This window comes from Brachybacterium sp. p3-SID1565 (assembly GCF_025143785.1).
GTDB classification, from domain to species: Bacteria; Actinomycetota; Actinomycetes; order Actinomycetales; family Dermabacteraceae; genus Brachybacterium; species Brachybacterium epidermidis.
In genome coordinates, this window is sequence record NZ_JAMBDS010000043.1 from 1 (window position 1) to 26,509 (window position 26,509).

The 26,509-nt window shown below is 70.5% G+C and carries 24 protein-coding genes; 4 read left to right on the forward strand and 20 right to left on the reverse strand.

Annotation, left to right across the window (positions count from 1 at the left end):
* Positions 1–4: 4 nt before the first annotated feature.
* The 6 genes from M4D54_RS10440 to M4D54_RS10465 form a co-directional block, all read right to left on the reverse strand.
* Positions 5–421 (reverse strand): cytochrome c oxidase subunit 4, encoded by a 417-nt coding sequence (locus M4D54_RS10440; protein ID WP_259791849.1) that lies wholly within the window; start codon positions 419–421, stop codon positions 5–7.
* Between the two features lies 1 nt (position 422).
* Positions 423–2,129 carry a cytochrome c oxidase subunit I gene (gene ctaD / locus M4D54_RS10445; RefSeq protein ID WP_193866218.1) on the reverse strand — a complete coding sequence of 569 codons (1,707 nt, stop codon included), beginning with the start codon at positions 2,127–2,129 and terminating at the stop codon, positions 423–425.
* On the reverse strand, positions 2,126–3,061 hold the full coding sequence (coxB, locus tag M4D54_RS10450) for a cytochrome c oxidase subunit II (RefSeq protein ID WP_193866217.1): 936 nt from the start codon (positions 3,059–3,061) through the stop codon (positions 2,126–2,128). Before coxB ends, ctaD begins: the two co-directional genes overlap by 4 nt.
* Positions 3,062–3,280: 219 nt before the next feature.
* Positions 3,281–3,637 (reverse strand): iron-sulfur cluster insertion protein ErpA, encoded by a 357-nt coding sequence (gene erpA / locus M4D54_RS10455; RefSeq protein ID WP_193866216.1) that lies wholly within the window; start codon positions 3,635–3,637, stop codon positions 3,281–3,283.
* 108 nt (positions 3,638–3,745) lie between these two features.
* Complete coding sequence (locus M4D54_RS10460) at positions 3,746–4,024, reverse strand: hypothetical protein (RefSeq protein WP_193866215.1); 279 nt, start codon at positions 4,022–4,024, stop codon at positions 3,746–3,748.
* A complete protein-coding gene (locus M4D54_RS10465) occupies positions 4,021–5,460 on the reverse strand; it encodes a dipeptidase (RefSeq protein ID WP_193866214.1) in 1,440 nt (479 codons plus the stop codon). Before M4D54_RS10465 ends, M4D54_RS10460 begins: the two co-directional genes overlap by 4 nt.
* Positions 5,461–5,515: 55 nt before the next feature.
* On the opposite strand from M4D54_RS10465, the gene M4D54_RS10470 reads away from it, so the two are divergent.
* On the forward strand, positions 5,516–6,112 hold the full coding sequence (locus M4D54_RS10470) for a DUF3043 domain-containing protein (RefSeq protein ID WP_193866213.1): 597 nt from the start codon (positions 5,516–5,518) through the stop codon (positions 6,110–6,112).
* A gap of 74 nt (positions 6,113–6,186) precedes the next feature.
* Here M4D54_RS10470 and aspS read toward each other — a convergent pair whose 3' ends face one another.
* Positions 6,187–8,010: an aspartate--tRNA ligase gene (aspS, locus tag M4D54_RS10475; RefSeq protein ID WP_193866212.1), complete on the reverse strand. Its 1,824-nt coding sequence runs from the start codon at positions 8,008–8,010 to the stop codon at positions 6,187–6,189.
* 263 nt (positions 8,011–8,273) lie between these two features.
* Between aspS and M4D54_RS10480 the strand changes: the two genes are divergently transcribed.
* Positions 8,274–10,178, forward strand: a complete 1,905-nt coding sequence (locus M4D54_RS10480) for a DEAD/DEAH box helicase (protein ID WP_259791842.1) — start codon at positions 8,274–8,276, stop codon at positions 10,176–10,178.
* Positions 10,179–10,291: 113 nt separating this feature from the next.
* Here the strand turns inward: M4D54_RS10480 and trxA are convergent, their stop codons facing one another.
* A complete protein-coding gene (trxA, locus tag M4D54_RS10485; RefSeq protein WP_193866210.1) occupies positions 10,292–10,663 on the reverse strand; it encodes a thioredoxin in 372 nt (123 codons plus the stop codon).
* Between the two features lie 69 nt (positions 10,664–10,732).
* Positions 10,733–12,094, reverse strand: coding sequence for a histidine--tRNA ligase (gene hisS, locus M4D54_RS10490; RefSeq protein WP_193866209.1), 1,362 nt, complete (start codon positions 12,092–12,094; stop codon positions 10,733–10,735).
* Between the two features lie 207 nt (positions 12,095–12,301).
* Between hisS and M4D54_RS10495 the strand changes: the two genes are divergently transcribed.
* Together M4D54_RS10495 and M4D54_RS10500 are read left to right on the forward strand one after the other, a co-directional pair.
* A complete protein-coding gene (locus tag M4D54_RS10495; RefSeq protein ID WP_259891323.1) occupies positions 12,302–13,738 on the forward strand; it encodes a DUF349 domain-containing protein in 1,437 nt (478 codons plus the stop codon).
* A gap of 82 nt (positions 13,739–13,820) precedes the next feature.
* Entirely contained in the window at positions 13,821–14,507 is a 687-nt protein-coding gene (locus M4D54_RS10500) for a hypothetical protein (protein ID WP_193866208.1), read from the forward strand.
* Here the strand turns inward: M4D54_RS10500 and M4D54_RS10505 are convergent.
* From M4D54_RS10505 to M4D54_RS10555, 11 genes are all read right to left on the reverse strand, one after another.
* The gene (locus tag M4D54_RS10505) at positions 14,447–16,858 is read right to left on the reverse strand and encodes a bifunctional (p)ppGpp synthetase/guanosine-3',5'-bis(diphosphate) 3'-pyrophosphohydrolase (protein WP_193866207.1); all 2,412 of its coding nucleotides are present in this window, start codon (positions 16,856–16,858) and stop codon (positions 14,447–14,449) included. The genes M4D54_RS10500 and M4D54_RS10505 overlap by 61 nt on opposite strands.
* A 78-nt stretch (positions 16,859–16,936) precedes the next feature.
* Complete coding sequence (locus M4D54_RS10510) at positions 16,937–17,488, reverse strand: adenine phosphoribosyltransferase (protein ID WP_193866206.1); 552 nt, start codon at positions 17,486–17,488, stop codon at positions 16,937–16,939.
* On the reverse strand, positions 17,485–18,702 hold the full coding sequence (secF, locus tag M4D54_RS10515) for a protein translocase subunit SecF (protein WP_193866205.1): 1,218 nt from the start codon (positions 18,700–18,702) through the stop codon (positions 17,485–17,487). The genes M4D54_RS10510 and secF overlap by 4 nt, the downstream gene beginning before the upstream one ends.
* A complete protein-coding gene (gene secD / locus M4D54_RS10520) occupies positions 18,699–20,552 on the reverse strand; it encodes a protein translocase subunit SecD (protein ID WP_193866204.1) in 1,854 nt (617 codons plus the stop codon). Before secD ends, secF begins: the two co-directional genes overlap by 4 nt.
* An 86-nt stretch (positions 20,553–20,638) precedes the next feature.
* The gene (yajC, locus tag M4D54_RS10525; protein WP_259891326.1) at positions 20,639–21,103 is read right to left on the reverse strand and encodes a preprotein translocase subunit YajC; all 465 of its coding nucleotides are present in this window, start codon (positions 21,101–21,103) and stop codon (positions 20,639–20,641) included.
* A gap of 95 nt (positions 21,104–21,198) precedes the next feature.
* Entirely contained in the window at positions 21,199–22,317 is a 1,119-nt protein-coding gene (gene ruvB, locus M4D54_RS10530) for a Holliday junction branch migration DNA helicase RuvB (protein WP_396121492.1), read from the reverse strand.
* On the reverse strand, positions 22,314–22,934 hold the full coding sequence (gene ruvA / locus M4D54_RS10535) for a Holliday junction branch migration protein RuvA (protein WP_193866202.1): 621 nt from the start codon (positions 22,932–22,934) through the stop codon (positions 22,314–22,316). The genes ruvB and ruvA overlap by 4 nt, the downstream gene beginning before the upstream one ends.
* A gap of 26 nt (positions 22,935–22,960) precedes the next feature.
* Positions 22,961–23,551 carry a crossover junction endodeoxyribonuclease RuvC gene (gene ruvC, locus M4D54_RS10540; RefSeq protein WP_193866201.1) on the reverse strand — a complete coding sequence of 197 codons (591 nt, stop codon included), beginning with the start codon at positions 23,549–23,551 and terminating at the stop codon, positions 22,961–22,963.
* A 13-nt stretch (positions 23,552–23,564) separates the two neighbouring features.
* Positions 23,565–24,323, reverse strand: a complete 759-nt coding sequence (locus M4D54_RS10545) for a YebC/PmpR family DNA-binding transcriptional regulator (protein WP_193866200.1) — start codon at positions 24,321–24,323, stop codon at positions 23,565–23,567.
* 118 nt (positions 24,324–24,441) lie between these two features.
* Positions 24,442–25,875, reverse strand: a complete 1,434-nt coding sequence (locus M4D54_RS10550) for a PrsW family intramembrane metalloprotease (RefSeq protein ID WP_259891331.1) — start codon at positions 25,873–25,875, stop codon at positions 24,442–24,444.
* Between the two features lie 93 nt (positions 25,876–25,968).
* Positions 25,969–26,454: an HIT domain-containing protein gene (locus M4D54_RS10555; RefSeq protein ID WP_228019596.1), complete on the reverse strand. Its 486-nt coding sequence runs from the start codon at positions 26,452–26,454 to the stop codon at positions 25,969–25,971.
* Positions 26,455–26,509: the final 55 nt, after the last annotated feature.

The window sequence follows — 26,509 nt, forward strand, 5'->3', positions numbered from 1 at the left end:
GAGGTCAGTGCCTGTACTGGCCGGTGGAGAACTCCATCACCCAGCCGATCACGCCGTAGATCGAGACGATGATGCCCAGGGCGAAGATCCACCAACCCGCAGCAACCCCCAGGAACACCAGGGCGGCACCGAGGGACGCCCACAGGGGCCACCAGCTGTAGGGCGCGAAGCTGCCCTGCACACCGGCCTCGTCCTCGACCTCCGCGTCCAGACGGTCCTCCGGACGGGTCCCGAACTTGCGGTTGTTGAGCGTGAGGTACGTGCCGATCATGGCTGCCAGTCCGGACAGCGCCAGGATGGCCGGGAACCCGACGGGCTCGATGCCGAGAGGCTCGTACAAACCGGTGAGAAGGCCGTACATGATCGCCACGATCAGGAAGAAGACCGCGAGGATCCAGAAGATGCGCGCTGATGCTCTCATGTCAGTTGGTGTCCCTGTTCTGTGCCGGCTCCTGATTCAGCATGTGGTCCTGCGCGCTGACCTCCGGGTGGTGGAGGTCGAAGGCGGGACGCTCGGAGCGGATGCGCGGCAGCGAATGGAAGTTGTGACGCGGCGGCGGGCAGGAGGTGGCCCACTCGAGCGAGGCGCCGTAGCCCCACGGGTCGTCCACGAAGACCTTCTCGCGCTTGATGTGGGTGAGCACCACGTTGAGGATGAACGGCAACGTGGAGGCACCCAGGATGAACGCCCCCACGGTGGAGAGCTGGTTCATCCAGCCGAAGCCGTCCTCGGCGAGGTAGTTCACATAGCGACGGGGAGCACCCATGACGCCCAGCCAGTGCTGCACCAGGAACGTCATGTGGAAGCCGATCATCAGCATCCAGAAGTGGATCTTGCCGATCTTCTCGCTGAGCTTGTAGCCGAACATCTTCGGCCACCAGAAGTAGAAGCCGGCGAACATCTCGAAGGCGACGGTCCCGAAGATCACGTAGTGGAAGTGGGCCACCACGAAGTAGGTGTCGGAGATGTGGAAGTCGAGCACCGGGCTGGACAGGATCACGCCGGTGAGCCCACCGAAGAGGAACGTGGTGAGGAAGCCGAGGGTGAACAGCATCGGGGTCTCGAAGGTGATCGACCCCCTCCACATGGTGCCCACCCAGTTGAAGAACTTCACGCCCGTGGGCACGGCGATCAGCATCGTCATGAAGGCGAAGAAGTCCAGCATGACTGCGCCCGTGGTGTACATGTGGTGGGCCCACACGGTCACGGACAGGGCGGCGATCGAGATGGTGGCGCCCACCAGCGTCTTGTAGCCGAAGATCGGCTTGCGGCTGAAGGCCGGGATGATCTCCGAGGCGATGCCGAAGAACGGCAGGGCGAGCACGTACACCTCGGGGTGGCCGAAGAACCAGAACAGGTGCTGCCACAGCACCGGGCCACCGTTCTCAGGGTTGAAGATCTGCGCCTCGAAGCGACGGTCAGCGCCGAGCGCCAGCAGCGCGGAGGCCAGCGGCGGGAACGCCATCAGCACCAGAACGCCCGTGATCAGCACGTTCCAGGTGAAGACCGGCATGCGGAACATCGTCATGCCGGGCATGCGCATGCAGATGATCGTGGTGATGAAGTTGACCGAGCCCAGGATGGTTCCGAAGCCCTGCAACGCCAGTCCGAAGACCCACAGATCACCGCCCAGGCCGGGGCTGAACGTGGTGTCGGCCAGGGGCGCGTAGGCGAACCAGCCGAACGAGGCCGCGCCCTGCGGGGTGAGGAAGCCGCCCACGGCGATCAGCGAACCGAACAGGGTGAGCCAGAAGGCGAACATGTTCAGTCGCGGGAACGCCATGTCGACGGCGCCGATCTGCAGGGGCACCAGGTAGTTCGCGAAGCCGTTGAACAGCGGGGTGCCGAACATCAGCAGCATGATCGTGCCATGCATGGTGAACAGCTGGTTGTACTGGTCCTTGGAGACCACGACCTGAAGGCCGGGCTCCCACAGCTCGGCGCGGATCATCAGCGCCAGCACACCGCCGAAGCAGAAGAAGGCGAAGGCCATGCCCATGTAGAGCAGACCGATGAGCTTGTGGTCCGTGGTGGTCAGCAGATCGAAGATCTTGTTCCCGCGCTTGTGCTCACCGCGCTGCTCGAAGCGTGCGGGCACCTGACGGGTGGTGGTGGTGGGGGCGCTCACTGGTCGTTCTCCTCAGCAGGCGGGGTGGTGGTGCGCTCGGCGTTGCGGGGGTGTGCCTCGTCGTAGCGCTCGCGCATCGACCAGTCCTCCTCGTTGCGGTTCAGGTCCACACCGAGCTGGCCGGTGTAACCCTGCTCCTCGAGCTCCTGCATGCGCTGGTCGAACTCCTCCTGGGAGACCACGTGCACGTTGAAGAGCATGTCCGAGTGGTACTCGCCGCACAGCTCGGCGCACTTGCCCGCGTAGACGCCCTCACGTGTGGGAGTGATCTGGAAGCTCGTGGTGTGGCCGGGGAACATGTCCTTCTTGTAGAGGAAGTCCACAACCCAGAAGGAATGGATCACGTCGCGGGAGTCGAGCTGGAACTCGACCGTCTGGCCGACGGGGAGGTACAGCACGGGCAGGGCCTCGGCTGCGCCCTCCTGGCCGGTCTGGAAGGACTGCACGCCAGCGGGCTCGTGCACATCGTGCTCGACGTAGTTGAAGTCCCAGCTCCACTGCTTGGCCACCACGTTGACGGTCAGGTCGGGCTCGGCCACGTGGTGCTCGATCTCGCGCACGTCGCGCTGGGTGAAGTAGAAGAGGGTCATGATCATGACCACGGGCAGCAGGGTGAACATCAGCTCCAGCGGCACGTGGTAGCGGAGCTGGATCGGGTAGCCGACGTCGTCCTTGCGGCGACGGTAGGCGATGGCGCACCAGATGGTCAGTCCCCACACCAGCAGGCCGACCAGGACCAGCACGGACCAGGAGCCCACCCACATCTCGGTGATGCGCTCGGTGTGGTTGGTGACCTGGCCGTCGTTGTAGCCGGGGAGGTACCCGCGCAGCTGCTCGTCGGTGCAACCGGTGAGCAGCAGCGCCGCGAGGGCCGCGCCTGCTGCCGCCGCGCGGCGTCGACGCCGCGGACGCTGTGTGGCCTGGGGGATCACTGAGGATGACCTTCCGCTCGTTCCGTGGGCCCCTGGGGAGGGGAGCCGGTGCTCGGTGGGCTGCCGCCCGCGGTGCCGTTCCCTCGCGGGAAGGCCAGGACCAGGACTTTCTGCGGCCCCGACACTTGACGGCACCCCGTCATCATACGCGTTCTGCGAGCGTCCGGGACCAAAGGCACGCTGGGCGGACGGCCCTGGACGCGCACTGTGAGGTGCGGCTCAGGCGAAGGAGTCGCCGCAGGCGCAGGAGCTCTGCGCGTTGGGATTGTCGATCGTGAAGCCCTGCTTCTCGATGCTGTCGGCGAAGTCGATCACGGCACCGGTGAGGTACGGGTTGCTCATCTTGTCCACCACCACCTCGACGCCATCGAAGTCGACGGTGAGATCGCCGTCCATCAGGCGCTCGTCGAAGTAGAGCTGGTAGATGAGACCGGAGCAGCCGCCCGGCTGCACCGCGATTCGCAGGCGGAGGTCATCGCGCCCCTCCTGCTCGAGCAGAGAGTTCACCTTCGCGACGGCGACGGGCGTGAGGGTCACGCCGTGGGCGGCGGACGGGCGCTCGGTGGCGATGGTCATGGAGGTCCTCCTCGGAGAGCTGATGTGTCACAAGCCTACGCCGCTCGATCGGGCGGTGGCCGGGGCGCGGGGGCGATGCGGCTCACCCTCGCGGTGCTGCGGCTGCTGTCAGAGCGCCCCGCGGAACGTGGCCAGCAGCAGCACTCCCCCGTAGCCCAGTACGGTGCCGAGGATCAGCGCGGTGGCGGCATCCCGCTCCCGGCCGGAGACGACGGCGGCGAACGCCCCCATCACCACGGCGATGACCACCAGCGCCCCCCACCACACGAGGAAGTACCCGGCGAGGAAGCCGAGCACGAGCCCGCCGAACAGGGCGGGCACCGTCAGGATCGAGACGGTGGGGCTGGCTCCCGGCTCTCGCCCGCTGCGGTCGTGGGGATGGGTCACGAGGCCCTGCCCAGAGCACCCGCGCCGCGCAGCAGCAGCGCCTCGGCCAGGCACACGCGGGCGAACTCCCCCAGGTGGAGCGATTCGTCGATGCCGTGTGCCCGCGATTGCGGATCCTCCACCCCCGTCACCAGCACCTCCACGTCGGGGAAGACCTCCAGCAGATCGGCGATGAAGGGGATGGAGCCGCCCAGCCCGGTGTCCACGGCCTCGGTGCCCCAGGCGGTGCCGAGCGCCGCTCGCGCGAGGGCGGTGGCGGGGGTGTCCTGCTTCGCCTGGTAGGGCTTGCCCTCCTCGCCCTGGTTGATGGTCACCTGTGCGGTGGGCGGCGTGTGCGCCTCCAGATGCCTCGCCAGGGCCTCCATGGCGGCGGCGGGCTCCTGGCCGGGCGGGATGCGCAGGGAGATCTTCGCCCGAGCCGCGGGGATCAGGGTGTTGGAGGCCTCCTTGACGGCGGGTGCATCGATCCCGATCACGGACAGTGCGGGCCTGGTCCACAGCCGGGCGGCGATACCACCGGTCCCGGACAGGGCGAGGCCGGCGGGGACCCCTGCATCTCGCCTGTAGTCGGCCTCTCGCATCTCGACGGCGGGGTCCGCGGCGCGGACCAGGCCCTCGACGGCGACCTCGCCGTTCCCGTCGTGCAGGGTGGCGATCAGGCGGGAGAGCTGGGTGAGGGCGTCCAGGACGGGTCCACCGAACAGCCCGGAGTGCACGGCGTGCTCGAGCACCCGCACCTCGACGGTCAGGTCCACCACACCGCGCAGGCTGGTGGTCAGGGCGGGGGTGCCCACGTCCCAGTTGGCCGAATCCGCCACGATGATCAGATCGGCGGCGAGCTGCTCGCGGTAGGCCTCGATGAACGGGCGGAAGGTGGGCGAGCCGCACTCCTCCTCCCCCTCCACGAAGACGGTCACCCCGATGCCGTCGGCGGCCAGCTGCTCCCCGACCAGGCGCAGGGCGGTCACGTGCGCCATGACGCCGGCCTTGTCGTCGGCGGCCCCGCGGCCGAACAGCCGATCGCCCCGGCGGGTCGGTTCGAACGGGGCGCTGGACCACGCCTCGACATCCCCGGTGGGCTGCACGTCGTGATGGGCGTACAGCATCACGGTGGGCATGCCCTCCCGGGCAGGGGTGCGGGCGATCACCGCCGGTGCACCGTCCCCCACGGACTCGATCGAGACCTCCTGCAGGCCGGCATCGCGCAGCAGGTCCGCCACAGCCTCGGCGCTGCGGTGCACGGGCTGGCGGTCGTAGCCGGGGAACGCGATCGAGGGGATGCGCACGAGGTCCTCGAGATCCGCGATCGCCTGGGGCAGGAGCTGCTGGAGCTGCGCCTCCAGCGCGGAAGGATCGGTGTCAGGGCCCCACGGTGCCGTGCCGCTTCCGGCATCGCTCCGGGGACGGGACGGGATGTGATCGTCAACTCCGTTCATGCCTGCCACCGTACCGCCCGGACGCGTCCCAGGTGACCCCGCCTAGAATGCCCCGGTGATCTTCCGCAAGTCCCAGCCCCCCGCCCAGCCCGAGCCGGAGCCGCAGCCCGTCAGGCCCGGTTCGAAGGGTCGGCCCACCCGCAGCCGCCGCGAGGCCGAAGCCGCCCGGCGCCGTCCGCTGGTGGTCACCGACCGCAAGGAGGCGCGCCGGCGGGACCGGGAGCGTTCCCAGCGGGAGCGGATGAACGCCCAGCAGGCGCTGATGACCGGCGACGAGAAGAACATGCCGATCCAGCACCGCGGGCCCGAGCGTCGCCTGGTGCGCGATGTCGTCGACTCCCGGCGCAATCTCGCCGAGATCTTCTTCCCGGTCGCCCTGGCCTTCATGCTGGTGGCACTGGTGCTGCCGCTGGTCAGGCCTGACCTGTACATGGTGATGAGCACCGGCATGATCATCGTGCTGTGGGGCGGGATCATCGCCTGCGTGGTGGACTCGGTGTTCCTGCGCAAGCGCCTGCGCGCCGTGCTCACCGAGCGCTTCGGTGACGTGGAGAGGGGACTGGTGGGATACGGCATCATGCGCTCGATCCAGATCCGCCGCTGGCGACTGCCCCGGCCCATGATCAAGCACGGTGAGGCTCCGCGCGGCTGACGCGCACCGCCCGTCGGCACGAAGCCCGCCCGGATCACCGGGCGGGCTTCGTCGTGCTCGGGGTCGCTGCGAGCTCAGGCCTGCTGGTCGCCGCCCGTCGGGCCCGCCTCGGCGCTGTCCTTCGCCTCCTTCTTCCTCGCGGGAGCTGCGGGCTTCGCGTCGATGCCGGCCTCCTTGCGCTGCTGCGGGGTGATCGGTGCCGGGGCCTGCGTGAGCGGGTCGTAGCCGCCGCCGGACTTCGGGTACGCGATCACCTCGCGGATCGACTCCACACCGGACAGCAGTGCCACCACGCGGTCCCAGCCGAAGGCGATGCCGCCGTGGGGCGGGGCACCGTAGGCGAAGGCGTCCAGCAGGAACCCGAACTTCTCCTGGGCCTCCTCGGGGCTCAGTCCCATCACCGCGAACACGCGCTCCTGCACGTCGCGGCGATGGATGCGGATCGAGCCGCCGCCGATCTCGTTGCCGTTGCACACCAGGTCGTAGGCGTCGGTGAGGGCGGCGCCCGGGTCGGTGTCGAAGGTGTCGAGGTACTCGGGCTTGGGTGCGGTGAAGGCGTGGTGCACAGCGGTCCAGGCACCGGAGCCGACGGCGACGTCGCCCGCGGCGACAGCGTCACCGGCGGGCTCGAACATGGGGGCGTCCACCACCCACACGAAGGAGAAGGCGTCGTGGTCGATCAGGCCCAGTCGCTCGGCGATCTCTGCCCGCGCGGCCCCCAGCAGGGCGCGGGAAGGCTTGGGCTCGCCGGCGGCGAAGAACACACAGTCGCCGGGCTCGGCGCCGACCTTCTGCGCGAGCCCCTCCTTCTCCTGCTCGGAGAGGTTCTTGGCGACCGGCCCGCCGAGGGTGCCGTCCTCCTGCACCAGCACGTAGGCCAGACCCTTGGCGCCGCGCTGCTTGGCCCACTCCTGCCAGGCGTCGAGCTGGCGGCGCGGCTGGGAGGCACCTCTGGCCATCACCACGGCACCGACGTAGGGCGCCTGGAACACCCTGAAGGGGGTGCTCGCGAAGTACTCGGTCATCTCCGTGATCTCGAGGTCGAAGCGCAGGTCGGGCTTGTCCGAGCCGTAGCGGCGCATCGACTCCTCATAGGTGATCCGCGGGATGGGGGTGCTGATCTCGTGCCCGGCCAGCGCCCACACGCTCTTCACGACGCCCTCGGCCATCGTGATCACGTCCTCCTGGTCCACGAAGCTCATCTCGATGTCGAGCTGGGTGAACTCGGGCTGGCGGTCCGCGCGGAAGTCCTCGTCGCGGTAGCAGCGGGCCAGCTGGAAGTACTTCTCCACGCCGCCCACCATCAGCAGCTGCTTGAACAGCTGCGGGGACTGCGGCAGCGCGTACCAGGAGCCGGGGGCCAGGCGCGCGGGGACCAGGAAGTCCCGGGCGCCCTCGGGGGTGGACCGGGTGAGGGTCGGCGTCTCCACCTCGACGAAGCCGTCGTCCAGGAGGGTCTCGCGCGCGGCGCGGTTGGCGTCCGAGCGCAGGCGCAGGATGCGAGCCGGGCCGGGCCTGCGCATGTCCAGGTACCGGTAGCGCAGACGGGTCTCCTCCCCGACCTCCGTGTGCTCGTCGAGCTGGAAGGGCAGCGGGGCAGAGGCGTTGAGCACCTCGACCTCGGTCGCGGTGACCTCGATGTCGCCGGTGGCCAGCTGCGGGTTCTCGTTGCCCTCGGGGCGGCGATCGACCGTGCCGATGACCTTCAGCACGTATTCGTTGCGCAGATGCATGGCCTCGTCCTCGCGCACCACCACCTGGGCCACCCCGGAGGCGTCGCGCAGGTCCAGGAAGGTCACGCCGCCGTGATCACGGCGGCGACCGATCCATCCGGTGAGGGTGACGGTCTGTCCGATGTGCTCCGGGCGGAGCTCGCCGGCGAGATGGGTGCGCAGCACGAGAAGTCCTTCATCACTAGGGGCGGGTACCGCGGATCCGGTGCGACCGGGCATCCGGGTCCGCGAGGCGGCACGGGCCGCCGGGGCCCAGCGTACCGCGCAGGGTGAGCGACATCGCCGGACGCACCCCTATCCCGGGGGCAGCCCCGCCCGTAGACTGTCACCTCGTCCGACCTGCGGTAGTGCGGGTCCACCCGCCCGTCGCCGTACGAGCACCGCCCTGCGCGACTCGCCGGGCTCCACCCCCACCGCCGAAGGACTTCATGACCGACGCTGCCCCTGCCCCCGAGTCGACCGACGACACACCCTCCCCCGCCCAGACCGGTTTCGACGACCTGGGGCTCTCGGCTCCTCTGCGCCGCGCCGTCGCCGAGCTCGGCTTCGAGCGGCCCTCCCCCATCCAGGTGCAGACGATCCCCGCGCTGCTCAGCGGGCGCGACGTCATCGGCGTCGCCCAGACCGGCACCGGGAAGACGGCCGCCTTCGGACTGCCGCTGCTGTCCGCCATGGATCCGGCGGAGAAGTCCGTCCAGGCGATCGTGCTGACCCCCACCCGCGAGCTCGCGATGCAGGTGGCCGATGCGATCACGTCCTTCGCCACCTCGATCGACGGTCTGGACGTGGTCGCCGTCTACGGCGGCTCCCCCTACGGCCCGCAGGAGAAGGCACTGCGCCGCGGCGTGCAGGTGGTCGTCGGCACTCCCGGGCGCGTGATGGATCACATGAAGCGCAGCACGCTGCGCCTGGACGGCGTGCGCTTCGCCGTCCTCGACGAGGCCGACGAGATGCTCCGCATGGGATTCGCCGAGGACGTGGAGGAAATCCTGTCCCACTCCCCCGCCACCCGCCAGGTGGCGCTGTTCTCGGCCACCATGCCTCCAGCCATCCAGAAGGTGGCCTCCGAGCACATGGACGACCCGGTCCGGGTGAGCGTCTCCCCGCAGTCCTCCACCGTGGACAGCGTGCACCAGAGCTACGCCGTGGTGCCGTTCCGGCATCGCACCGGTGCCCTGGCCCGGGTGCTGGCCACCACCGATGCGGAGGCCGCGATCGTGTTCGTGCGCACCCGCGCCGCTGCCGAGGAGGTGGGCTCCGAGCTGGTCTCCCGCGGCCTGGTCGCCGCGAGCATCAGCGGCGACGTCCCCCAGAAGGAGCGCGAGAAGATCGTCGAGCGCCTGCGCGACGGCTCCCTGAAGGTGCTGGTGGCCACCGACGTCGCCGCGCGCGGTCTGGACGTGGAGAAGATCGGCCTGGTCGTCAACTTCGACGTCCCGCGGGAGCCGGAGGCCTACGTGCACCGCATCGGCCGCACCGGTCGTGCCGGCCGCAGCGGTCAGGCAATCACCTTCATCGGTCCTCACGAGAGGCGCGCCCTGCGGGCGATCGAGAAGGCCACCCGTCAGACTCTCGAGGAAGCGCAGGTCCCCTCCCCGCGGGACGTGTCCAAGCATCGGCTGCAGGCCCTGCTGGGCAAGGCACCCGAGCGCCTGGAGCGGGGCCGCCTGGAGCTCTACCGCGAACTGATCGGCGAGTTCCTGGCCGAGAAGGAGCTCGATGCCGTGGAGCTGGCGGTCGCGCTGGCGGCAATGGGTGTGGGCGACGACGGCCCCGGCACCGTCACCGAGGACGAGGAGTTCACCGGCGCCACCCTCACCGGCCGCGATCGCGGCCGTGACCGCGGTGAGGACGAGCGGCGGCCCGCACCGCGCACCGAGAAGGGCTACACCGCCTACCGCATCGGTGTGGGCCACACCCACGGGGCGCGCCCGCCGGCCATCGTCGGGGCGATCACCGGCGAGGGGAACGTGAACGGGAAGGACGTCGGCAAGATCTCGATCTTCGGCAGCTTCTCCCTGGTGGAGATCCGCGGTGGGCTCAGCTCGCAGCAGCTGGCCGCGATCGGCTCGGCGAAGGTGGGCGGCCGTGAGCTGCGCATCGCCGAGGACACCGGACCCCGTCGCGACCGCCGCCCGGCCGGCGACCGTCCGTTCCGCCGCGACGGCGACCGCTCCTTCACGAGGGACGGCGACCGCGGGTTCCGCCGGGAGGCAGATCGGTCGCTGCGACGCGACGGTGCCAAGCCGTGGCACCGCGAGGGCGGGGGCTCCCGCTTCGACTCCAAGCGCCGCTCCGGTTCGTTCCGTCGGCACGAGGGCAACGGGGACTGACGGCCCACCACGGGCCGCTGCGAGCGTCGCAGCTCGCAACCGGCCCCGGAGACGCGCCGAGGCCCGCATGCGATCGGATGCGGGCCTCGTGTCTCGTGGAGGAGCGGGGCTCGTCAGCCCTCCTGCTGCTCCTGCGCCTCGGCGTAGGCCTTGCGCACCTGGTCCATGTCCAGGTTCTTCACCTGGCCGATGAGGTCCTCCAGTGCCGACTGCGGCAGGGCCCCGGCCTGCGAGAACACCGGGATGCCCTCGCGGTAGGCGACCAGCGTGGGGATGGAGGTGACGCCGTAGCGCATGGCCAGCTGCTGCTGGTCCTCCGTGTCCACCTTCGCGAAGGTGACGTCGGTGTGCTCCTCGGCGGCCTTCTCGAAGATCGGGGCGAAGCGCTGGCAGGGAACGCACCAGCCCGCCCAGAAGTCGATCAGGACGATGCCGTCCTCGACGGTCGTGTCGTGGTTCTCAGCGGTCAGGGTGACTGTAGCCATGCCAGGACGAACGACGGGCGGGGCCGGCAGATTCCTTACCCGCACGCCGCGTGAGCCAGTTCACATCGGTCAGGCCCCGTCGGCCGGGACGATCCGCACGGTGCGGTCCTTCGCCGGCGGCTGCCAGGTGGCGACGTCGGCGGAGGACTGCTCACCGCTGCGGATGTCCTTGACCTCGTGCTCGCCGTCAGCGGAGGGGAACCACACGAAGGGGATCCCCCGTCGGTCGGCGTAGCGGATCTGCTTGCCGAGCTTCGCGGCAGTGGGGGCCACCTCGCACGGGATGCCGCGGGAGCGCAGCGCGCGGGCGACGGCGTCGCTGTCCGAGCGGGAGCCCTCGTCGGCCACCGACACCAGCACGCAGGTGGGGACAGGCCGGGTGGCGCGCACCATCTGCGCCGAGAGCATCCGCGCCACCAGGCGGGAGAGCCCGATGGACAGCCCCACCCCGGGGTAGCTGTGGCGGTTGTCGGTGGCCAGGGAGTCGTAGCGACCGCCCGAGCAGATCGAGCCCAGTCCCTCGTGCCCCTCGACGAAGCTCTCGAAGACGGTGCCCGTGTAGTAGTCGAGGCCGCGGGCGATCGAGAGGTCCGCCAGGATGACACCCGGGACGGCTGCCTCCACCCGTTCCACCACAGCGGTGAGCTCCTCGATGCCCTCCTCGACCATCTCGCCGCGGCCGCCGAGCTCGCGCACCTGCTCGGCGAAGGAGGCGTCACGGGTGCGGATCTGGGCGAAGGCGAGGCACGCGTCGGCCTGCTCGATGCTGGCGCCCGCCTCCCCCAGCAGCAGGTCGCGCACGGCCTCCTCGCCGATCTTGGGGAGCTTGTCGAGAGCGCGCAGAACGGCGGTGTGGTCCTCCAGGCCGATCGAGCGGAAGAAGCCCTCGGACAGCTTCCGGGTGTTGGCGTGGATGGTGACCGCGGGCAGGGGCAGGCGGGCCAGGATCTCGGCCATCACCACGGCCACCTCGGCCTCGATGTGGCCGGGCAGGGTGTCCTGCCCGATCACGTCGAGATCTGCCTGGTAGAACTCTCGGAATCGGCCGTCCTGGGGGCGCTCGCCGCGCCACACCTTCTGCACCTGGTACCGGCGCAGCGGGAAGGCGAGGTCGTTCTGGTGCTCGAGGACGTACCGGGCCAGGGGCACGGTGAGGTCGAAGTGCAGGCCCAGGGTGCGCGCCGGGTCGGATCCCGCCCCGGCGGCCGAGGCGTCCTCGTCCTCGGCGTGCAGGCGGCGCAGCACGTACACCTCCTTGTCGATCTCCCCCTTGCGCAGCAGCTGCTCGAGCGGCTCGACCGCGCGGGTCTCGATGCCGGAGAACCCGTGCAGCTCGGCGACCTCGCGGAACACGTCGATGACGTGCTGCTCGACAAGGCGCTCGGAGGGCAGCCATTCGGGGAATCCGGACAGGGCGGAGATCTTCGCCACGGGATGCACTTCCTTCACGGGAGGCGGTCTTGGACGGGCCCGACCATTATGGCCCCGGCGAGGAGACGGATGCGGAGCGGATCACCTGCCGAATCGCTGTAGAGTTCCCTCTCGTGGCGCTCCCCTTCCGGAGCGCCGCGACAGCCCCGGCCGTCCCGGTGACGGCCCGTCCCGCCCCGCAGCGGATCAGATCGAAGGAGCTCAGTCGTGAGCGAGTCCGAGACCCCCGTCCCCCCGCAGGCCGCACCATCGGCGAGCCCGAAGCCCCGAGCGGTCCCCCGCCCCTCACCTCGACCGGGCGCGCCCTCCCCTGCCGCTCTGGCCGGCAAGAAGCCCTCGGCTCCCCTGCTCCCCGCGGTCCCCCCGCCCGCGCAGTACGACGAGGCGGCGATCGCTGCGGCGCGGGAGTTCGGCTCCGTGGCCGAGGACGGCACGGTGACCGTGCAGGACGGGACGCAGGTGCGCACGATCGGCACCACCGCCGAGGCCGACCGCGACAAGGCGCTGGAGCCCTTCGCTCGGGCATACCTGGACCTGGTGGCCTTCCTCGATCTCACCGAGAAGAGGCTCGCCGCACCGGAGCACACCCAGAACGATCTGAACCGTCTGCTGGAGAACCTTCGCAAGAACATGAAGGAGCCTCAGGTGGTCGGTGACATCCCGGCCCTGCGGGCGCGGGCACACGATCTGCGCGAGAACGCGAAGTCGAAGATCCAGGCCCTGGAGGCGGAGCGGGTGGCCGCTCGGGAGGAGGCCACGGCGCGCCGCACCGAGTTCGTCGAGTCCATCGAGGCGCTGGTGGCGACCGATCCCTCGCAGATCTCCTGGAAGAGCGCCGGGGAGACCATGCGTCAGATGGTCCCCACGTGGAAGACGATGCAGTCCGAGGGCGTGTCGCTGGACCGCCCCACCGAGGAGGCGCTGTGGAAGCGGCTGTCCTCGGCCCGGGCCTCCTTCGACCGCATGCGCAAGCAGTTCTTCTCGCAGCTCGATGAGAAGCACGGCGAGGCCGCGCAGGTCAAGGAGCAGCTCATCGCCGAGGCGGAGTCGATGAAGGACTCCACCGACTGGGGGCCGACCGTCCGCGCCTACAAGGACCTGATGGACCGGTGGCGCAGGGCTCCCCGGGGCAGCCGCAAGAAGGACGACGCCCAGTGGGCCCGCTTCAAGGCCGCCCAGGATCACTTCTTCGCCGCCCGCAACGAGGACCTCAAGGCCACCGAGGGCGAGCAGAAGGAGAACCTGAAGGTCAAGGAAGCACTGCTGGCCGAGGCACAGGCCATCGACCCGAAGCGGGACCTGGAGGGCGCCAAGTCCGCGCTGCGCTCCATCCAGGACCGCTGGGAGGAGGCCGGGAAGGTGCCGCGCTCGGACATGCACCGCATCGAGGACGGCCTGCGGGCCGTCGAGCGCGCGGTGCGCAAGGCCGAGGAGGACGAGTGGCGCCGAACCGACCCGCGCACCAAGGCGCGTGTCGAGGGTGCGTCCTCTCAGCTGCATGCGGCCATCTCCGGCTACGAGGAGGCGCTGGAGAAGGCAAGGGCGTCCGGTGACCCGAAGCGGATCGCAGAGGCCGAGGCCGCCCTCGAGGCCCGCAAGGAGTGGCTGGCGGTCATCGAGCGCTCGGCTCGCGACCTCGGCTGAGCGAGGATCCTCCCCACCGCATCCCGTCCACAATCGGCCGGTCCCCATTGTCGGGGCCGGCCGGTTGCGTCATCGTCGGTGCATGGACCCCCTCGGCGACGACGCTCCCTGTGCGGCATGGTCGCAGCATGCGGCGGAGCTCGCCGTCCCGCTCGCCGCCGAGCTGCAGGCCTGGCCGGAGTCCCCCACCATGGACTCCCTGGTCGCCGACGGCTACCTGCAGCGCATCGTGCCGGGCGTGTTCGTCCCGCCCGATGTCCTGAGCAGTGCCCTCCGGCGCGCTCTGCTGCTGGGTGCTGCCATCGGGCCACAGCTGCGCTCCCACCACGTGATCGCCGGTGAATCCGCTGCGTGGGTGATCCTGGGCGGGACGCCACCGGCGCCGGCCCGGCTGCTGACGCCGGCGCACCGCAGCCGCGTGGCGGGGGTCCGGGTCGCGCACGCCTCGTTCAGCTCCGGTGACGTCGAGACCGTCGGCGGCGCGCCGGTGACCTCGCCGGTGCGCACAGCCCTGGATCTGCTGCGCTTCGCCGATGCCACGACCGCCGCTCGCTGTGTGCGGGCCCTGCTGGAGTCCGGCCACGTCACCGAGGCGGAGGTCGAGGGTCAGCTGCACTCCCTCGGCCACCACTACCTCACCCGGACCGCGCATCGACGGCTGGAGGCCCTGCTGACCGGGACAGCTTCCCTCGCGCCGCCCGCGCCCGCTCAGGAGGCTGAGAGCGGGGCGGCCGCGGAGACCGGCTTGCCGTCGGCCGTGACCCGGTAGACGTCGTACACGCCCTCGACCCGCCGCACCTGCGCCAGCACCGACTGCAGATGCGCCGGATCCGCGAGCTCGAAGGAGAAGTACCCGGTGGCCAGGCGATCGTCGTGGGACTGGGCGGAGGCTGACTGCAGGTTCACCTGCTGCTCGGAGATCACCAGGGCCAGATCGGTCAGCAGGCGGGAGCGGTCCAGCGCTTCCACCTTGATGTGCACCAGGTAGGCCGATCCCATCCGGCCGGACCAGTGCACGTCCACCAGGCGGTCGGGCTGGTTCTGGCGCAGCTGCTCCGCATTGCCGCAGCTGGTGTGGTGCACGGAGATGCCGGAACCCCGGGTGACGAAGCCGATGATCGGATCACCCGGCACGGGAGCGCAGCACTTGGCCAGCTTGACCCACAGGTCAGTCTGTCCGTCCACCACCACGCCCTGGTCGGTGTCGGAGACGTGCCGCTGCGCCCGGGAGGGTCGCGAGCGGGCCTTCGATGGCAGCGCCATCTCGGCCACGTCCTCGGCGGCGCCGTCGGACCCTCCGAAAGTGGCCCGCAGCTTCTCCACCACGTTCTGCGTGCCCACATGGCCCTCGCCGATCGCGGTGTACAGGGCATCGACCGAGCCGAGGTTGAGATCCGAGGCCACCGTGGCGAGGGTCTCGTGGGTGAGCAGTCGCCGCATCGGCAGGTCCTGCCGGCGCAGCGCCTTGGCGAGATCCTCCTTGCCCTTGTCCAGGGCGCCCTCGCGGCGCTCCTTGGAGAACCACTGGCGGATCTTGGTGCGCGCGCGGGCGGACTTCACGAAGCCGAGCCAGTCCTGGCTGGGGCCCGCACCGGGTGCCTTGGAGGTGAACACCTCGACCACGTCGCCCGTGTTCAGCGTGGACTCCAGCGACACCAGCCGACCGTTGACCCGCGCCCCCATGGTGCGGTGCCCCACCTCGGTGTGCACCGAGTAGGCGAAGTCCACCGGGGTGGATCCCTGGGGGAGGGCCAGCACGTCCCCCTTGGGGGTGAAGACGTAGACCTCCTGGGTGTTGATCTCGAAGCGAAGGGAGTCGAGGAACTCCCCGGAGTCGGTCGTGTCCTTCTGCCATTCCATCAGCTGACGCAGCCACGTGGCCTCGTCGCTGATGGCGCGGGGCGAGGAGCTGCTGCCGGCCATCGCCTTGTACTTCCAGTGGGCCGCGACGCCGTACTCCGCTCGTCGATGCATCTCCCAGGTGCGGATCTGGATCTCCACCGGCTTCCCGGTGGGCCCGATCACCGTGGTGTGCAGCGACTGGTACAGGTTGAACTTGGGCAGCGCGATGTAGTCCTTGAACCGCCCCGGAACGGGCGACCACCGCGCGTGCAGGATCCCCAGCACGCCGTAGCAGTCCCGCACCGTGTCCACCAGCACGCGCACGCCCACCAGGTCGTAGATGTCGGCGAAGTCCCTGCCGCGCACGATCATCTTCTGGTAGATCGAGTAGTAGTGCTTGGGACGGCCCGTGACCTCCGCCTTGATCTTCGCCTTGCGCACGTCCTCCCGGATCTGCCGTGAGACTGCGGAGAGGTGCTGCTCCCGCGCCGGGGCGTGCTGGGCCACCAGCGCCACGATCTCCTCGTACACCTTGGGGTACAGCGCCTGGAAGGAGAGGTCCTCCAGCTCCCACTTCATCGTGTTCAGGCCCAGCCGGTGCGCCAGCGGGGCGTAGATCTCCAGGGTCTCCTTGGCCTTGCGCTCCGCGGAGGCCGCCGGGACGTACTTCCAGGTGCGCGCGTTGTGGACGCGGTCGGCCAGCTTGATCAGCAGCACCCGCACGTCGCGACTCATCGCCACGATCATCTTGCGCACCGTCTCGGCCTGGGCGGCCTCCCCGTAGGTGACCTTGTCCAGCTTGGTGACGCCGTCCACCAGCACGGCGATCACCTCACCGAAGTCCTCACGGAGCTGGTCCAGGGAGTAGTCGGTGTCCTCGACGGTGTCATGCAGCAGGGCGGCGGCGATCACCTCGGCGGGAGAGCTCAGCTCGGCGAGGATGGTGGCGACCGAGACCGGGTGGGTGATGTACGGGTCGCCGCTCTTGCGCATCTGCCCGCGGTGGGCGCGCTCGGCCACGGTGAAGGCGCGCTGGATCAGCGCCAGCTCCTCCTTGGAGCGGCCAGGTGCGAAGGTCTCGAGCAGCGGGACCAGCAACGGGGAGGTGCTGGAGGCAGGCCGGGAGCCGAAGAAGGACAGCCGGGAGCGGCCGCGCCGCGGGGGGACGGCCGGGCCTTCAGAAGCAGAAGCAGGGCTCGAGGGCGAGGAGGCAGGGCTCAAGGGCGACCTCTCGGAGGCCCGCCCCACGGCGCCCTCGGGTACGGTGCGGTCCTGCACTGCTCACCTCCTGCCTGAGACGGTCAGTCTACGCTCGCAGCGGTGCAGGTCGGACCCGAGTCCGCGGGCAGCCGGGTCTCAGTTCGGGATCGACCAGACCGTGGTGATCGGGACGTCCGGGAGCCGTTCGCGGCCCTGCAGCCCCTCCAGCTCGATCAGGAACGAGGCACCCAGCAGCTCCACACCGAAGGTGCGCGTGAGCTCCACCGTCGCGGCCGCGGTGCCGCCGGTGGCGAGCAGGTCGTCGACCACCAGGGTGCGGGCCCCCGCGGGCAGGGCGTCCTTCTGGATCTGCACCTCCGCCGAGCCGTACTCGAGGTCATAGCGCAGGGAGGCAGGGGCGCCGGGGAGCTTGCCGGCCTTGCGCACGGGCACGAATCCGGCTCCGAGCTCGTAGGCCAGCGGCGCACCGAGCACGAACCCGCGGGCCTCGGTGCCCACGATGTACTCGATGTTCTCCGGGAGCATGCCCACCCAGTACTCGATGACCGTGCGCAGCGCCTTCGCGTCGCGCAGCAGCGGCGTGATGTCCCGGAACAGCACTCCGGGCTCCGGGAAGTCGGGGTACTCGGCTATATGGGTGCCGAGCAGGTCGGCGACCTGCTGGGCGAGGCGGTGGTCGGCGGTCATGGCTGTCCTCGTCGTGGTGCGTTCCGACGCCGACGTGAGGTGCGGCGCGGCTGGTATCGGGTGCGGTCGGCGGCTGTGGAGTGCGGCGCATCATCCGATCGGTCCTCGGTCGGCGCGGCGTCCGTGCGCTCGGCGACCTCGGTGTCCACGTCATCCGGGTCCCGGTCGGCGGCCTGTTCGACATCGCGCTCACCGGTGTCGGCCTCGACGTGGGCCGGGTCCTCGGCTCCCGGGTCCTCGGCGTCATACCCGCCGCGGACGCGGCGCGTGTGGGCGACGATCTCCGGCTCCCGGCGCCGGAGGTCCACCAGGAGCCCGGGGGCCAGCAGGATCGAGGAGTAGGTGCCGGCCAGCATGCCGACGAACAGCGCCAGGGAGATGTCCTTCAGCGTGCCGGCCCCCAGCACGAAGGCGCCGATCGCCAGGATCGCGCCGACGGGGAGCAGGGCGACCACCGAGGTGTTGATCGAGCGCACCAGGGTCTGGTTCGCGGCACGCTCCACCTGTTCGGCGAAGGTGAAGCGGTGCTGGGAGGTGAGGTCCTCGGTGTTCTCGCGCACCTTGTCGAACACGACGATCGTGTCGTACAGGGAGTAGCCGAGGATGGTCAGGAAGCCGATCACGGTGGCCGGGGTGATCTCGAAGCCCACCACCAGGTACACGGCGATGGTGAGCGCCATGTCGTGCAGTAGCGCCAGCATCGCGGCGATCGAGGCCTTGAGGTTGCGGAAGTACAGCGCCATCGTCAGGGCCACCAGCGCCAGGAACACGGCGACGCTCCGCAGCATCTTCTGAGTGATGTCGCCGCTCCACACCGGTCCCACGAAGGAGGTCGAGACGTTCGAGGTCTCCACCCCGTACCCCTCGGCGAGCTCCTGGGCCAGGGTGCTGGTCTCGGCGGGATCCAGCTGCTCGGTCTGCACCCGCAGGGTGTCCTGGCCGAGCACCGAGATCTTGGGCTCGTTGGTGGGCACGTGCTCGCGCACGATGTCGCGGGCCACGGCCTGATCGGCATCGCCCACACCGGCGATCTGGAACTCCGATCCCCCGGTGAACTCGATTCCCAGGGCCGGGCCGCGCAGGGCCCCGATGGTGCCCAGCACCAGCAGCACCACGGCGCTGAGCAGGTACCAGGTGCGGCGTCGACGCACGAAGGGGAAGGAGCGGGTCCCGTCGTGCAGGGAGTTGCCGAAGGAGGACAGTGCGGTGGTCATCGGTTCTCCTCCCCGGTCGGATCTGAACCTCTGCTGGGCGGATCCTCCTGCGCGCTCTCCTGGGCACGCAGTGCCTTGCGCTCGGCCAGGGTGAGCCGCGGCTCCGGCTCGACGGCCCGGGAGCTGCGCCCGCGGGGCCGGGTCTCGCTCAGCGTGCGCACCCGCCCTCGGCCGGCGTAGGCGGGCACGCTGCGGCCCAGCATCGCGGGGTCCAGGCCGCTCATCGGGTGCCCCTTGCCGAAGAACCGGGTGCGCACGAGGGTCTGCAGCAGGGGGTGGGTGAACAGGAACACCACCACAAGGTCCAGGATCGTCGTGATGCCCAGCACGAAGGCGAATCCGCGCACACCGCCGGTGGACAGCGCGTACAGCACCACCGCGGCAATCAGGTTCACCGCGTCGGAGGCAAGGATGGTCTGGCGCGCACGGGCCCAGCCGTGATCGACGGCGGAGACGATCCCGCGGCCGTCGCGGATCTCGTCCCTGACCCTCTCGAAGTACACGATGAAGGAGTCGGCGGTGAAGGCGATCGAGACGATCAGGCCCACCACTCCCGCCAAGGAGAGCCGGTAGCCGATCTCGGGGATGTTGGAGAGCACCGTGAGGATGCCGTAGGCGAGCGTCCCCGTCACGATCAGGCTGCCTGTGGTGACCACCGCCAGGGCCCGGTACTGACCGATCGCGTAGAGCACCACCAGCGCCAGCCCGATGAGGCCGGCGATCAGGCCCTTCTCCAGCTGGTCCGAGCCGAGCGTGGCGGAGATCTGCTGCTCGGAGGCGACCTCGAACTCCAACGGCAGCGCGCCGAAGCGCAGCTGGTCCGCGAGCTGGGAGGCCTGCTCCTGGGTGAAGTTGCCGGAGATGGAGGCCTCACCGCCCGGGGAGGGCTCCTCCACGGTGGGGGCGGAGATGACCAGGCCGTCCAGGACGATGGCGAAGGCCGTGGTGGCGCCCTCGCCGCCGTAGAGCGCCTGCGTCATGTGGGAGAAGGACTGCGCGGCGTCGTCCTGGAAGCGGATGTTGGTGACGAAGAAGCCGGTGGGCTGCCCGGTGGGGGTCATGTCGGAGCCCACGCTGGCATCGCGCACGGCAGAGCCGGCCACCACCTGGGGGCCGAGCACGAACTTCTGGGTGCCGTCGGGGTCGCAGGCCACGACCGGTTCATCCGGTGCGGCCTGGGAGACCCGCTCCTGCTGGGCGGCCGGGTCGGTGCAGTCGACCGTCATCAGCTCGTTCTGGATCTCGGCGGTGAGCCAGTCCATGGACCACGCGGGGTACGGCAGGTCGTCCTGACCGGGAGCGGTGGGCGTGGGTGCCATCGAGGGATCAGTGCCCACCAGGGGGTCGAACTGCAGGGCGCTGGGATCGGCGGGCGGCTGGGAGGTCTCGCCGCTGCCAGCGTCGCCACCGGCATCGGAGGCGCCCGCGTCCGAGCCGCCGCCGTCGGAGGGAAGCGCCTCCCCGGTACCCTCGGGTGCGACCACGCCCAGCACCGGGCGGAAGCCCATGGCGGCCGTCTGCCGCAGGGCCTCGGAGGTGGCCTGGTCCATCGTGCCCGGTACGTCGATGACGATGTTGGTGCCGCCCTGCACGGTGATCTCGGTCTCTGCCACACCCATGGCGTTCACGCGCTGGGCGATGATCTGCCGGGCCTGCTCCATGGCGTCCCGGTCGATCGGCGAGCCGTCACGGGAGGTGGCCTGCAGGATCACCTGCGTACCACCGGCCAGATCGAGGGACAGGGCCGGTGCCGGGTGCCAACCGCCCCACTTCGTGCCGGCGGCGATACCACCGCCCAACAGCAGGATGAGCACCGCGAGTGCGGCAAGAGCTAGACGGCGCAGGGGCATGGAGCGCGGTTCCTCAGGACGACGGGCAGGTCAATGCGATGGGCAGGGCAGCGGGAGGCGCCGGGAGACGGCTGATCAGGCGATGATCAGCGCTGGCGGCGATCCTGTTCGTACCCGTCGCTCTCCGAGGTCCCGGCCGGGTCCTCGCGACGAACGCTGTCATCGTACGGCGTGGAGAGATCGTCCGAGACCGCCGAGGGAGCGGGGTCGACGCGCTCCTGGTCCTCCAGCGCGGGGTCCAGCCGATCGGCCTCGGCGCCATCGGCGGTCGCGGCCTCCGCGGCCGGGCCGGTGGGCTGGGCGAGACCGGAGATCGCGCGGCGGTCCCACTTCATCTGGGCCCCGTTCTCCGTCTCCAGGATCACCTGGTCGCCGAACTCCTCGACGATGATGCCGTAGAAGCCCGAATGGGTGCGCACCTCGTCGCCGATGCCCAGCTGGGACACCGCCTCCATCTGCTGCTGCTGCATCTTGCGCTGACGGCTGGAGAGCCAGACCATCGGCAGCATCAGCAGGGCGAACATGAACAGGAGCGGGAGCAGGGATTCCACAGGGTTCCTTCCGACGGGCGGCCCGGGAGCAGTGGTCAGGGGGCGAAGGGCACAGCGGTGCCCGGGTCGGGCCGCCCCACTCTACCGCTCCGGGATCAGAAGCGACCCAGCGGCGGCGTGGTGCCGGTCTGCGGCTCCGGGGGTGCAAGCCCCAGATGGCTCCACGCCGAGGGTGCCGCGGTGCGTCCTCGCGGTGTGCGCACCAGGAAGCCCTCCCGCACCAGGTAGGGCTCGACCATGGTCTCCACCGTCTCGGTCTCCTCCCCCACGGCGACGGCGAGGGTGGACAGCCCCACCGGTCCCCCGGCGAACCGTGTGCACAGGGCACTGAGGACGGCGCGGTCCAGCCGGTCCAGCCCGCGCTCGTCGACCTCGTACACCCGCAGGGCCTCGCGGGCCGCCTCCAGGTCCAGGGTGCCGGTGCCGCGCACCTGCGCCCAGTCCCTGACCCGCCTCAGCAGACGGTTGGCGATGCGGGGGGTGCCGCGGGAGCGGGAGGCGATCTCGGCGGCGGCCTCGTCCTCCAGCTCCACCTCCAGTCGCACCGCGGAGCGCCGTACCACCTCGCGCAGCTCTCCGGACCCGTAGTAGTCCAGGTGCCCCACGAAGCCGAACCGGTCGCGCAGCGGAGCGGGCAGCAGGCCTGCCCGGGTGGTGGCACCCACCACGGTGAACGGGGGCAGGTCCAGCGGGATCGCAGTGGCGCCCACCCCCTTGCCCACCACCACGTCCACCCGGAAGTCCTCCATGGCGATGTACAGCATCTCCTCGGCGGGCCGTGCCAGGCGATGCACCTCGTCGATGAACAGCACCTCGCCCTCGTCCAGGGAGGAGAGGATCGCGGCGAGGTCCCCGGCGTGCTGCACGGCCGGCCCGGAGGTGATGCGCAGGGGCGCGGACAGCTCGGCGGCGATGATCATCGCCAGGGTGGTCTTGCCCAGGCCCGGAGGGCCGGACAGCAGCACGTGCTCCGGGGTGCGGCCGCGGCCGGTGGCGGCCTCCAGCACCAGCGAGAGCTGATCGCGGACCACCTGCTGGCCCACGAACTCCTCGAGCCGACGAGGTCGCAGCGCCGCCTCGGCGGCACGTTCGGGGGCGACGGCATCGGGGTCGGTGAGGTGCCCGGGATGCTGGTCCTCGGCGCCCTCCTCGAACCTCTCGCTCACCCCCGCGCCCCCCTTAGCGCTCAGGCCCTGGTCCTTGCTCGCGCTCATCGGGCGCTCGCCAGTCCGCGCAGGGCGCTGCGCAGCAGGGACGCGGCATCCAGGTCGGAGCCCTCGCCCTCGCGGGCGGTGGCGACAGCGCCGGCGGCGGCCTTCTCCGGCCAGCCCAGGCCCACCAGGGCCTCGATCACATCGGCGTCGATCCCGCCTCCGCCGGCGGCGGCCGGCGACCCTGCCGGGGCGGTGGTGCTCGCCGGCGCCCCGCTGGGGGTGGCGAGCTTGCCGCTCAGCTCGAGGATCATCCGCCCGGCGACCTTCGGCCCGATGCCTGGTGTGCGGGTGATGGTCCGGACGTCCTCCTCGGCCACGGCCCGGCGCAGCTCCTCCGGCTCCAGCACCGCCAGCACCGCCAGGGCGATGCGGGGACCGATCCCGGAGACCGACTGGACGATGCGGAAGATCTCCGTCTCCTCGGGGTGGGGGAATCCGTACAGGGTCAGCGAGTCCTCGCGCACCACCAGCTCGGTGTGGAGGGTGAGCTCGGCACCGTGGCGGGTGGAGGCCAGGGCCTGCGGCGTGGTGCGCACCAGATAGCCGATGCCGCCCACCTCCAGCACCAGCGCGTCCAACTCGATGCGGGCCACGCGCCCGGTCAATGAAGCGATCACGCGGCCACCCTAGAACGAGTGTTCGATCAGAAGCGGGAGGTGGAGGAGTCCCGGGCGCGTCGGGCCGCGCGCTCCGCCTCCGCCCAGCGCGCCTGGGCGCTGGTGCGCGCCCCGCCGGTGGAGTCCAGCCGCACCGGCCCGGGCCCCCGCCACAGCTGGGTGAGCGCGATCGCGACTGCGTCAGCGGCATCGGCGGGCTTGGGCGGGGCGTCCAGGCCCAGCAGCTTCACCAGTACGGCCTGGATCTGCTTCTTGTCGGCGCGGCCGTACCCGGTGACCGCGGCCTTGACCTCCGAGGGCGTGTGCATGGCGATCGGGATGCGCCGCTCGGCGGCGAGCAGGATCGCGATCCCGGACACCTGAGCGGTGCCCATCACGGTGGGGGTGTTGTTCTGACTGAACACGCGCTCGACAGCGACCACGTCCGGGGCGTGCTCCTCGATCGACGCGCGCAGCCCGCGGGAGATGGCCAGCAGGCGCTGGTCGATCGGGTCCTCGCTCGAGGAGCGCACCACCCCGGCGGCCACCAGCGTGGCACGTCGACCCCCGGCGGAATCCAGCACGCCGATGCCGCAGCGGGTCAGCCCGGGGTCCACCCCCAGCACACGCAGCGACATCGGCGTGCGGACCTCAGTCCTCGTCCTCGAGCTGTGCGGCGACCTCGGCGGGGATGTCCACGTTGGAGTAGACCTCCTGCACGTCGTCGCTGTCCTCGAGCGCGTCGATCAGCTGCAGCACCTTCTTCGCACCGTCCAGTTCTACGGGGGTGCGCATGGTGGGCACGAACTGGGCCTCGGCGCTGTCGTAGTCGATGCCCGCCTCCTGGAGCGCGGTGCGCACCGCCACCACATCGGTGGCGGCGGAGTGGATCTCGAAGGTCTCCCCCTCCTCGAGGATCTCCTCCGCACCGGCGTCCAGCACCACCTCCAGCAGGTTCTCCTCGCTGAGCTCGCCCCGAGGCACGGTGACGACGCCCTTGCGCTCGAAGAGGTAGGAGACCGAGCCGGAGTCCGCCATGTTGCCGCCGTTGCGGCTGAAGGCCAGACGCACCTCGGAGACCGCGCGGTTCTTGTTGTCGGTGAGGCACTCCACCAGGACGGCCACCCCACCGGGGGCGTAGCCCTCGTACATGAGGGTCTCGTAGTTGACGCCGCCGCCGTCGAGCCCGCCGCCCCGCTTGACGGCACGGTCGATGTTGTCATTGGGGACGGAGGTCTTCTTGGCCTTCTGGATGGCGTCGAACAGGGTGGGGTTGCCGGCCGGGTCGGGGCCGCCCATCCGGGCTGCCACCTCGATGTTCTTCACCAGCTTGGCGAACAGCTTGCCCCGCTTGGCGTCCAGAGCGGCCTTCTTGTGCTTGGTGGTCGCCCACTTGGAATGCCCGGCCATCGTTCTCCTCCCGATCACGTGCGTCCTGTCGGCGGCCCATTCTACGGGGCGGCCCTCGACCTCGGCCGCCAGCGGTTCCTTGCATACGCCGTGGACCGCCGCTCGCGCGGGGATGACCTCAGGCGCAGACGGCGGAGGCAGCCCGACCCGCAGGAGCTGCGGCCCCATCGGCAGCCGGCCGGGTCACCTCGCGCACGACGGGCGCGGTGAGGGCGCCGATCAGGCGACGATCCGCGGTGATGATCTCCAGCAGCTCGCGCTCGCGCATGCGGGATCGTCGAGTGGGTCTGCCGAACAGGACGCTGTGGCGGTCCAGAGCCAGCTCGACCGCGGCGCGGATGAGATCGCGCATGCCCATGCGCGCCAGAGCCCCGTGGCGACCCGCCCACTTCTCCGCCTTCCGGCGCCGCCGCATCGACAGCAGCATGGTCACCTCGTCGGGCGAGAACCATCCCGCCCTGCCGTACTCGCTGAGCTGGCGGCGCAGGATGCGGCGCTCGCGCACCCGCAGCCAGATGGCGATGGCGGCCAGCAGCACGAAGATGGGCACCTGGACGGTGAGGTAGTAGCGCAGGAACCCGGCGAGCGGGTCCGCGGGGTCGACCTCGATGAAGAAGGCCGAGCCGTTCCACAGGGCGTGCAGCACCATGCCCAGCGAGAGCCCGCCGATGCCGAGGCCGAAGTACAGCATCAGCGACCGGCGCTCCGCCGCGATCCCCAGCCCCAGGCCGCACAGCGCGGTGAAGGACACATGGGCGAAGGGCGAGAGCAGGCCGCGCAGGTAGAAGGTCTGCCAGAACACGGCCACCTCCCCCATCGCCTGGGCCTGGTGGAAGGATTGCCCGAAGTACAGGATGTTCTCGGTGAAGGCGAAGCCCCCCGCGATCAGCGCCGCATAGACCACGCCGTCGATCGGGCCGCCGATGAAGCGCCGCCCCCAGCACAGCAGAGCGATCAGGCCCAGGGACTTGGTGAACTCCTCGACCACGGGGGCCTGGATCACCGCACCCAGGAACTCGGCGGTGATGGCCTCGGGCTCGGTGGGGCTGATCCAGGCGGTGAAGAAGCCGCCGAAGAAAAGGGTCAGGCCCACGGACCCGGCAGCGCCCCAGATGAACGCATAGACCAGGGTGAGGCGGGGCTGGGGGGTGTAGCGGTCGAGCCACCAGATCGCCAGCAGCACGATCGTGACCGGCACCAGGGCAGCGGTGAACGCCACCAGCGAGGTGCCGAAGCCGAGCGGCCTGATCGCGAAGAGGTAGACACCCGCGGCCACCAGCAGCAGCCCCAGGATGGAGCCTCCCCATACGAGCCACTGCAGCCAGGCGCGCCGCCTGCGCACCCGTGGCGTCCGTGCATCGCCGAGCCTGACCGGGCCGCGGGGATCGACGCGATCGACGTCGTAGCCGTAGCCGTCGTTGCGGGGGTCTGGACCCGGCGGGCCCTGACCGTCGCGCCGAACCGGCCCGGGTGCTCCTCGCGGTGGCAGCGGACCGGGCTGTTGCCCGGGGGCCCCGGCGGGGGTGCGCGCGGGAGCGTCAGTGCGGTTCATCCTGTGCTCCCCTCCCCCGAGTGATCGCCGTGGCACCTGGCGCGCGGTGACCTGGGCCGCGGCCATGGTAGCTCAGCGCCGTGCCCCGGCAGATCAGCGCCATGCCTCGGCATAGAGCCGCCGGGTGTCCGCCAGCATGATCGGCACGGCCTTGGTGCGACCCACGATGGGCAGGAAGTTCGCATCCCCCATCCAGCGCGGGACCACGTGCTGATGCAGATGGGCGGCGATGCCGGCCCCTGCCACTGGCCCCTGGTTCATGCCCAGGTTGAAGCCTGCGGGGTTCGAGACCTCGCGGATCACCCGCATCGCGGTGCGGGCGATCTCGGCGACCTCGAGCACCTCGTCCTGGGTGAGCTCCGTGTAGTCCGCGACGTGCCGATAGGGGCACACCAGCAGGTGCCCGGAGTTGTACGGGTACAGGTTCAGGATCGCGTAGGCGCTCTGACCGCGGTGCACGATCAAGGCGTCCTCGTCCGAGCGCTGCGGGGCGGTGCAGAACGGGCACTGACGGCCGTCGTCCGGGTCCTCGGGCTTGTTCTCGCCGCCGATGTAGGCCATCCGGTGCGGGGTCCACAAGCGCTGGGTGTCGTCGGGGGGGGCCCCCCCGGACCCGGGGGGCGGGGCGCCCCGG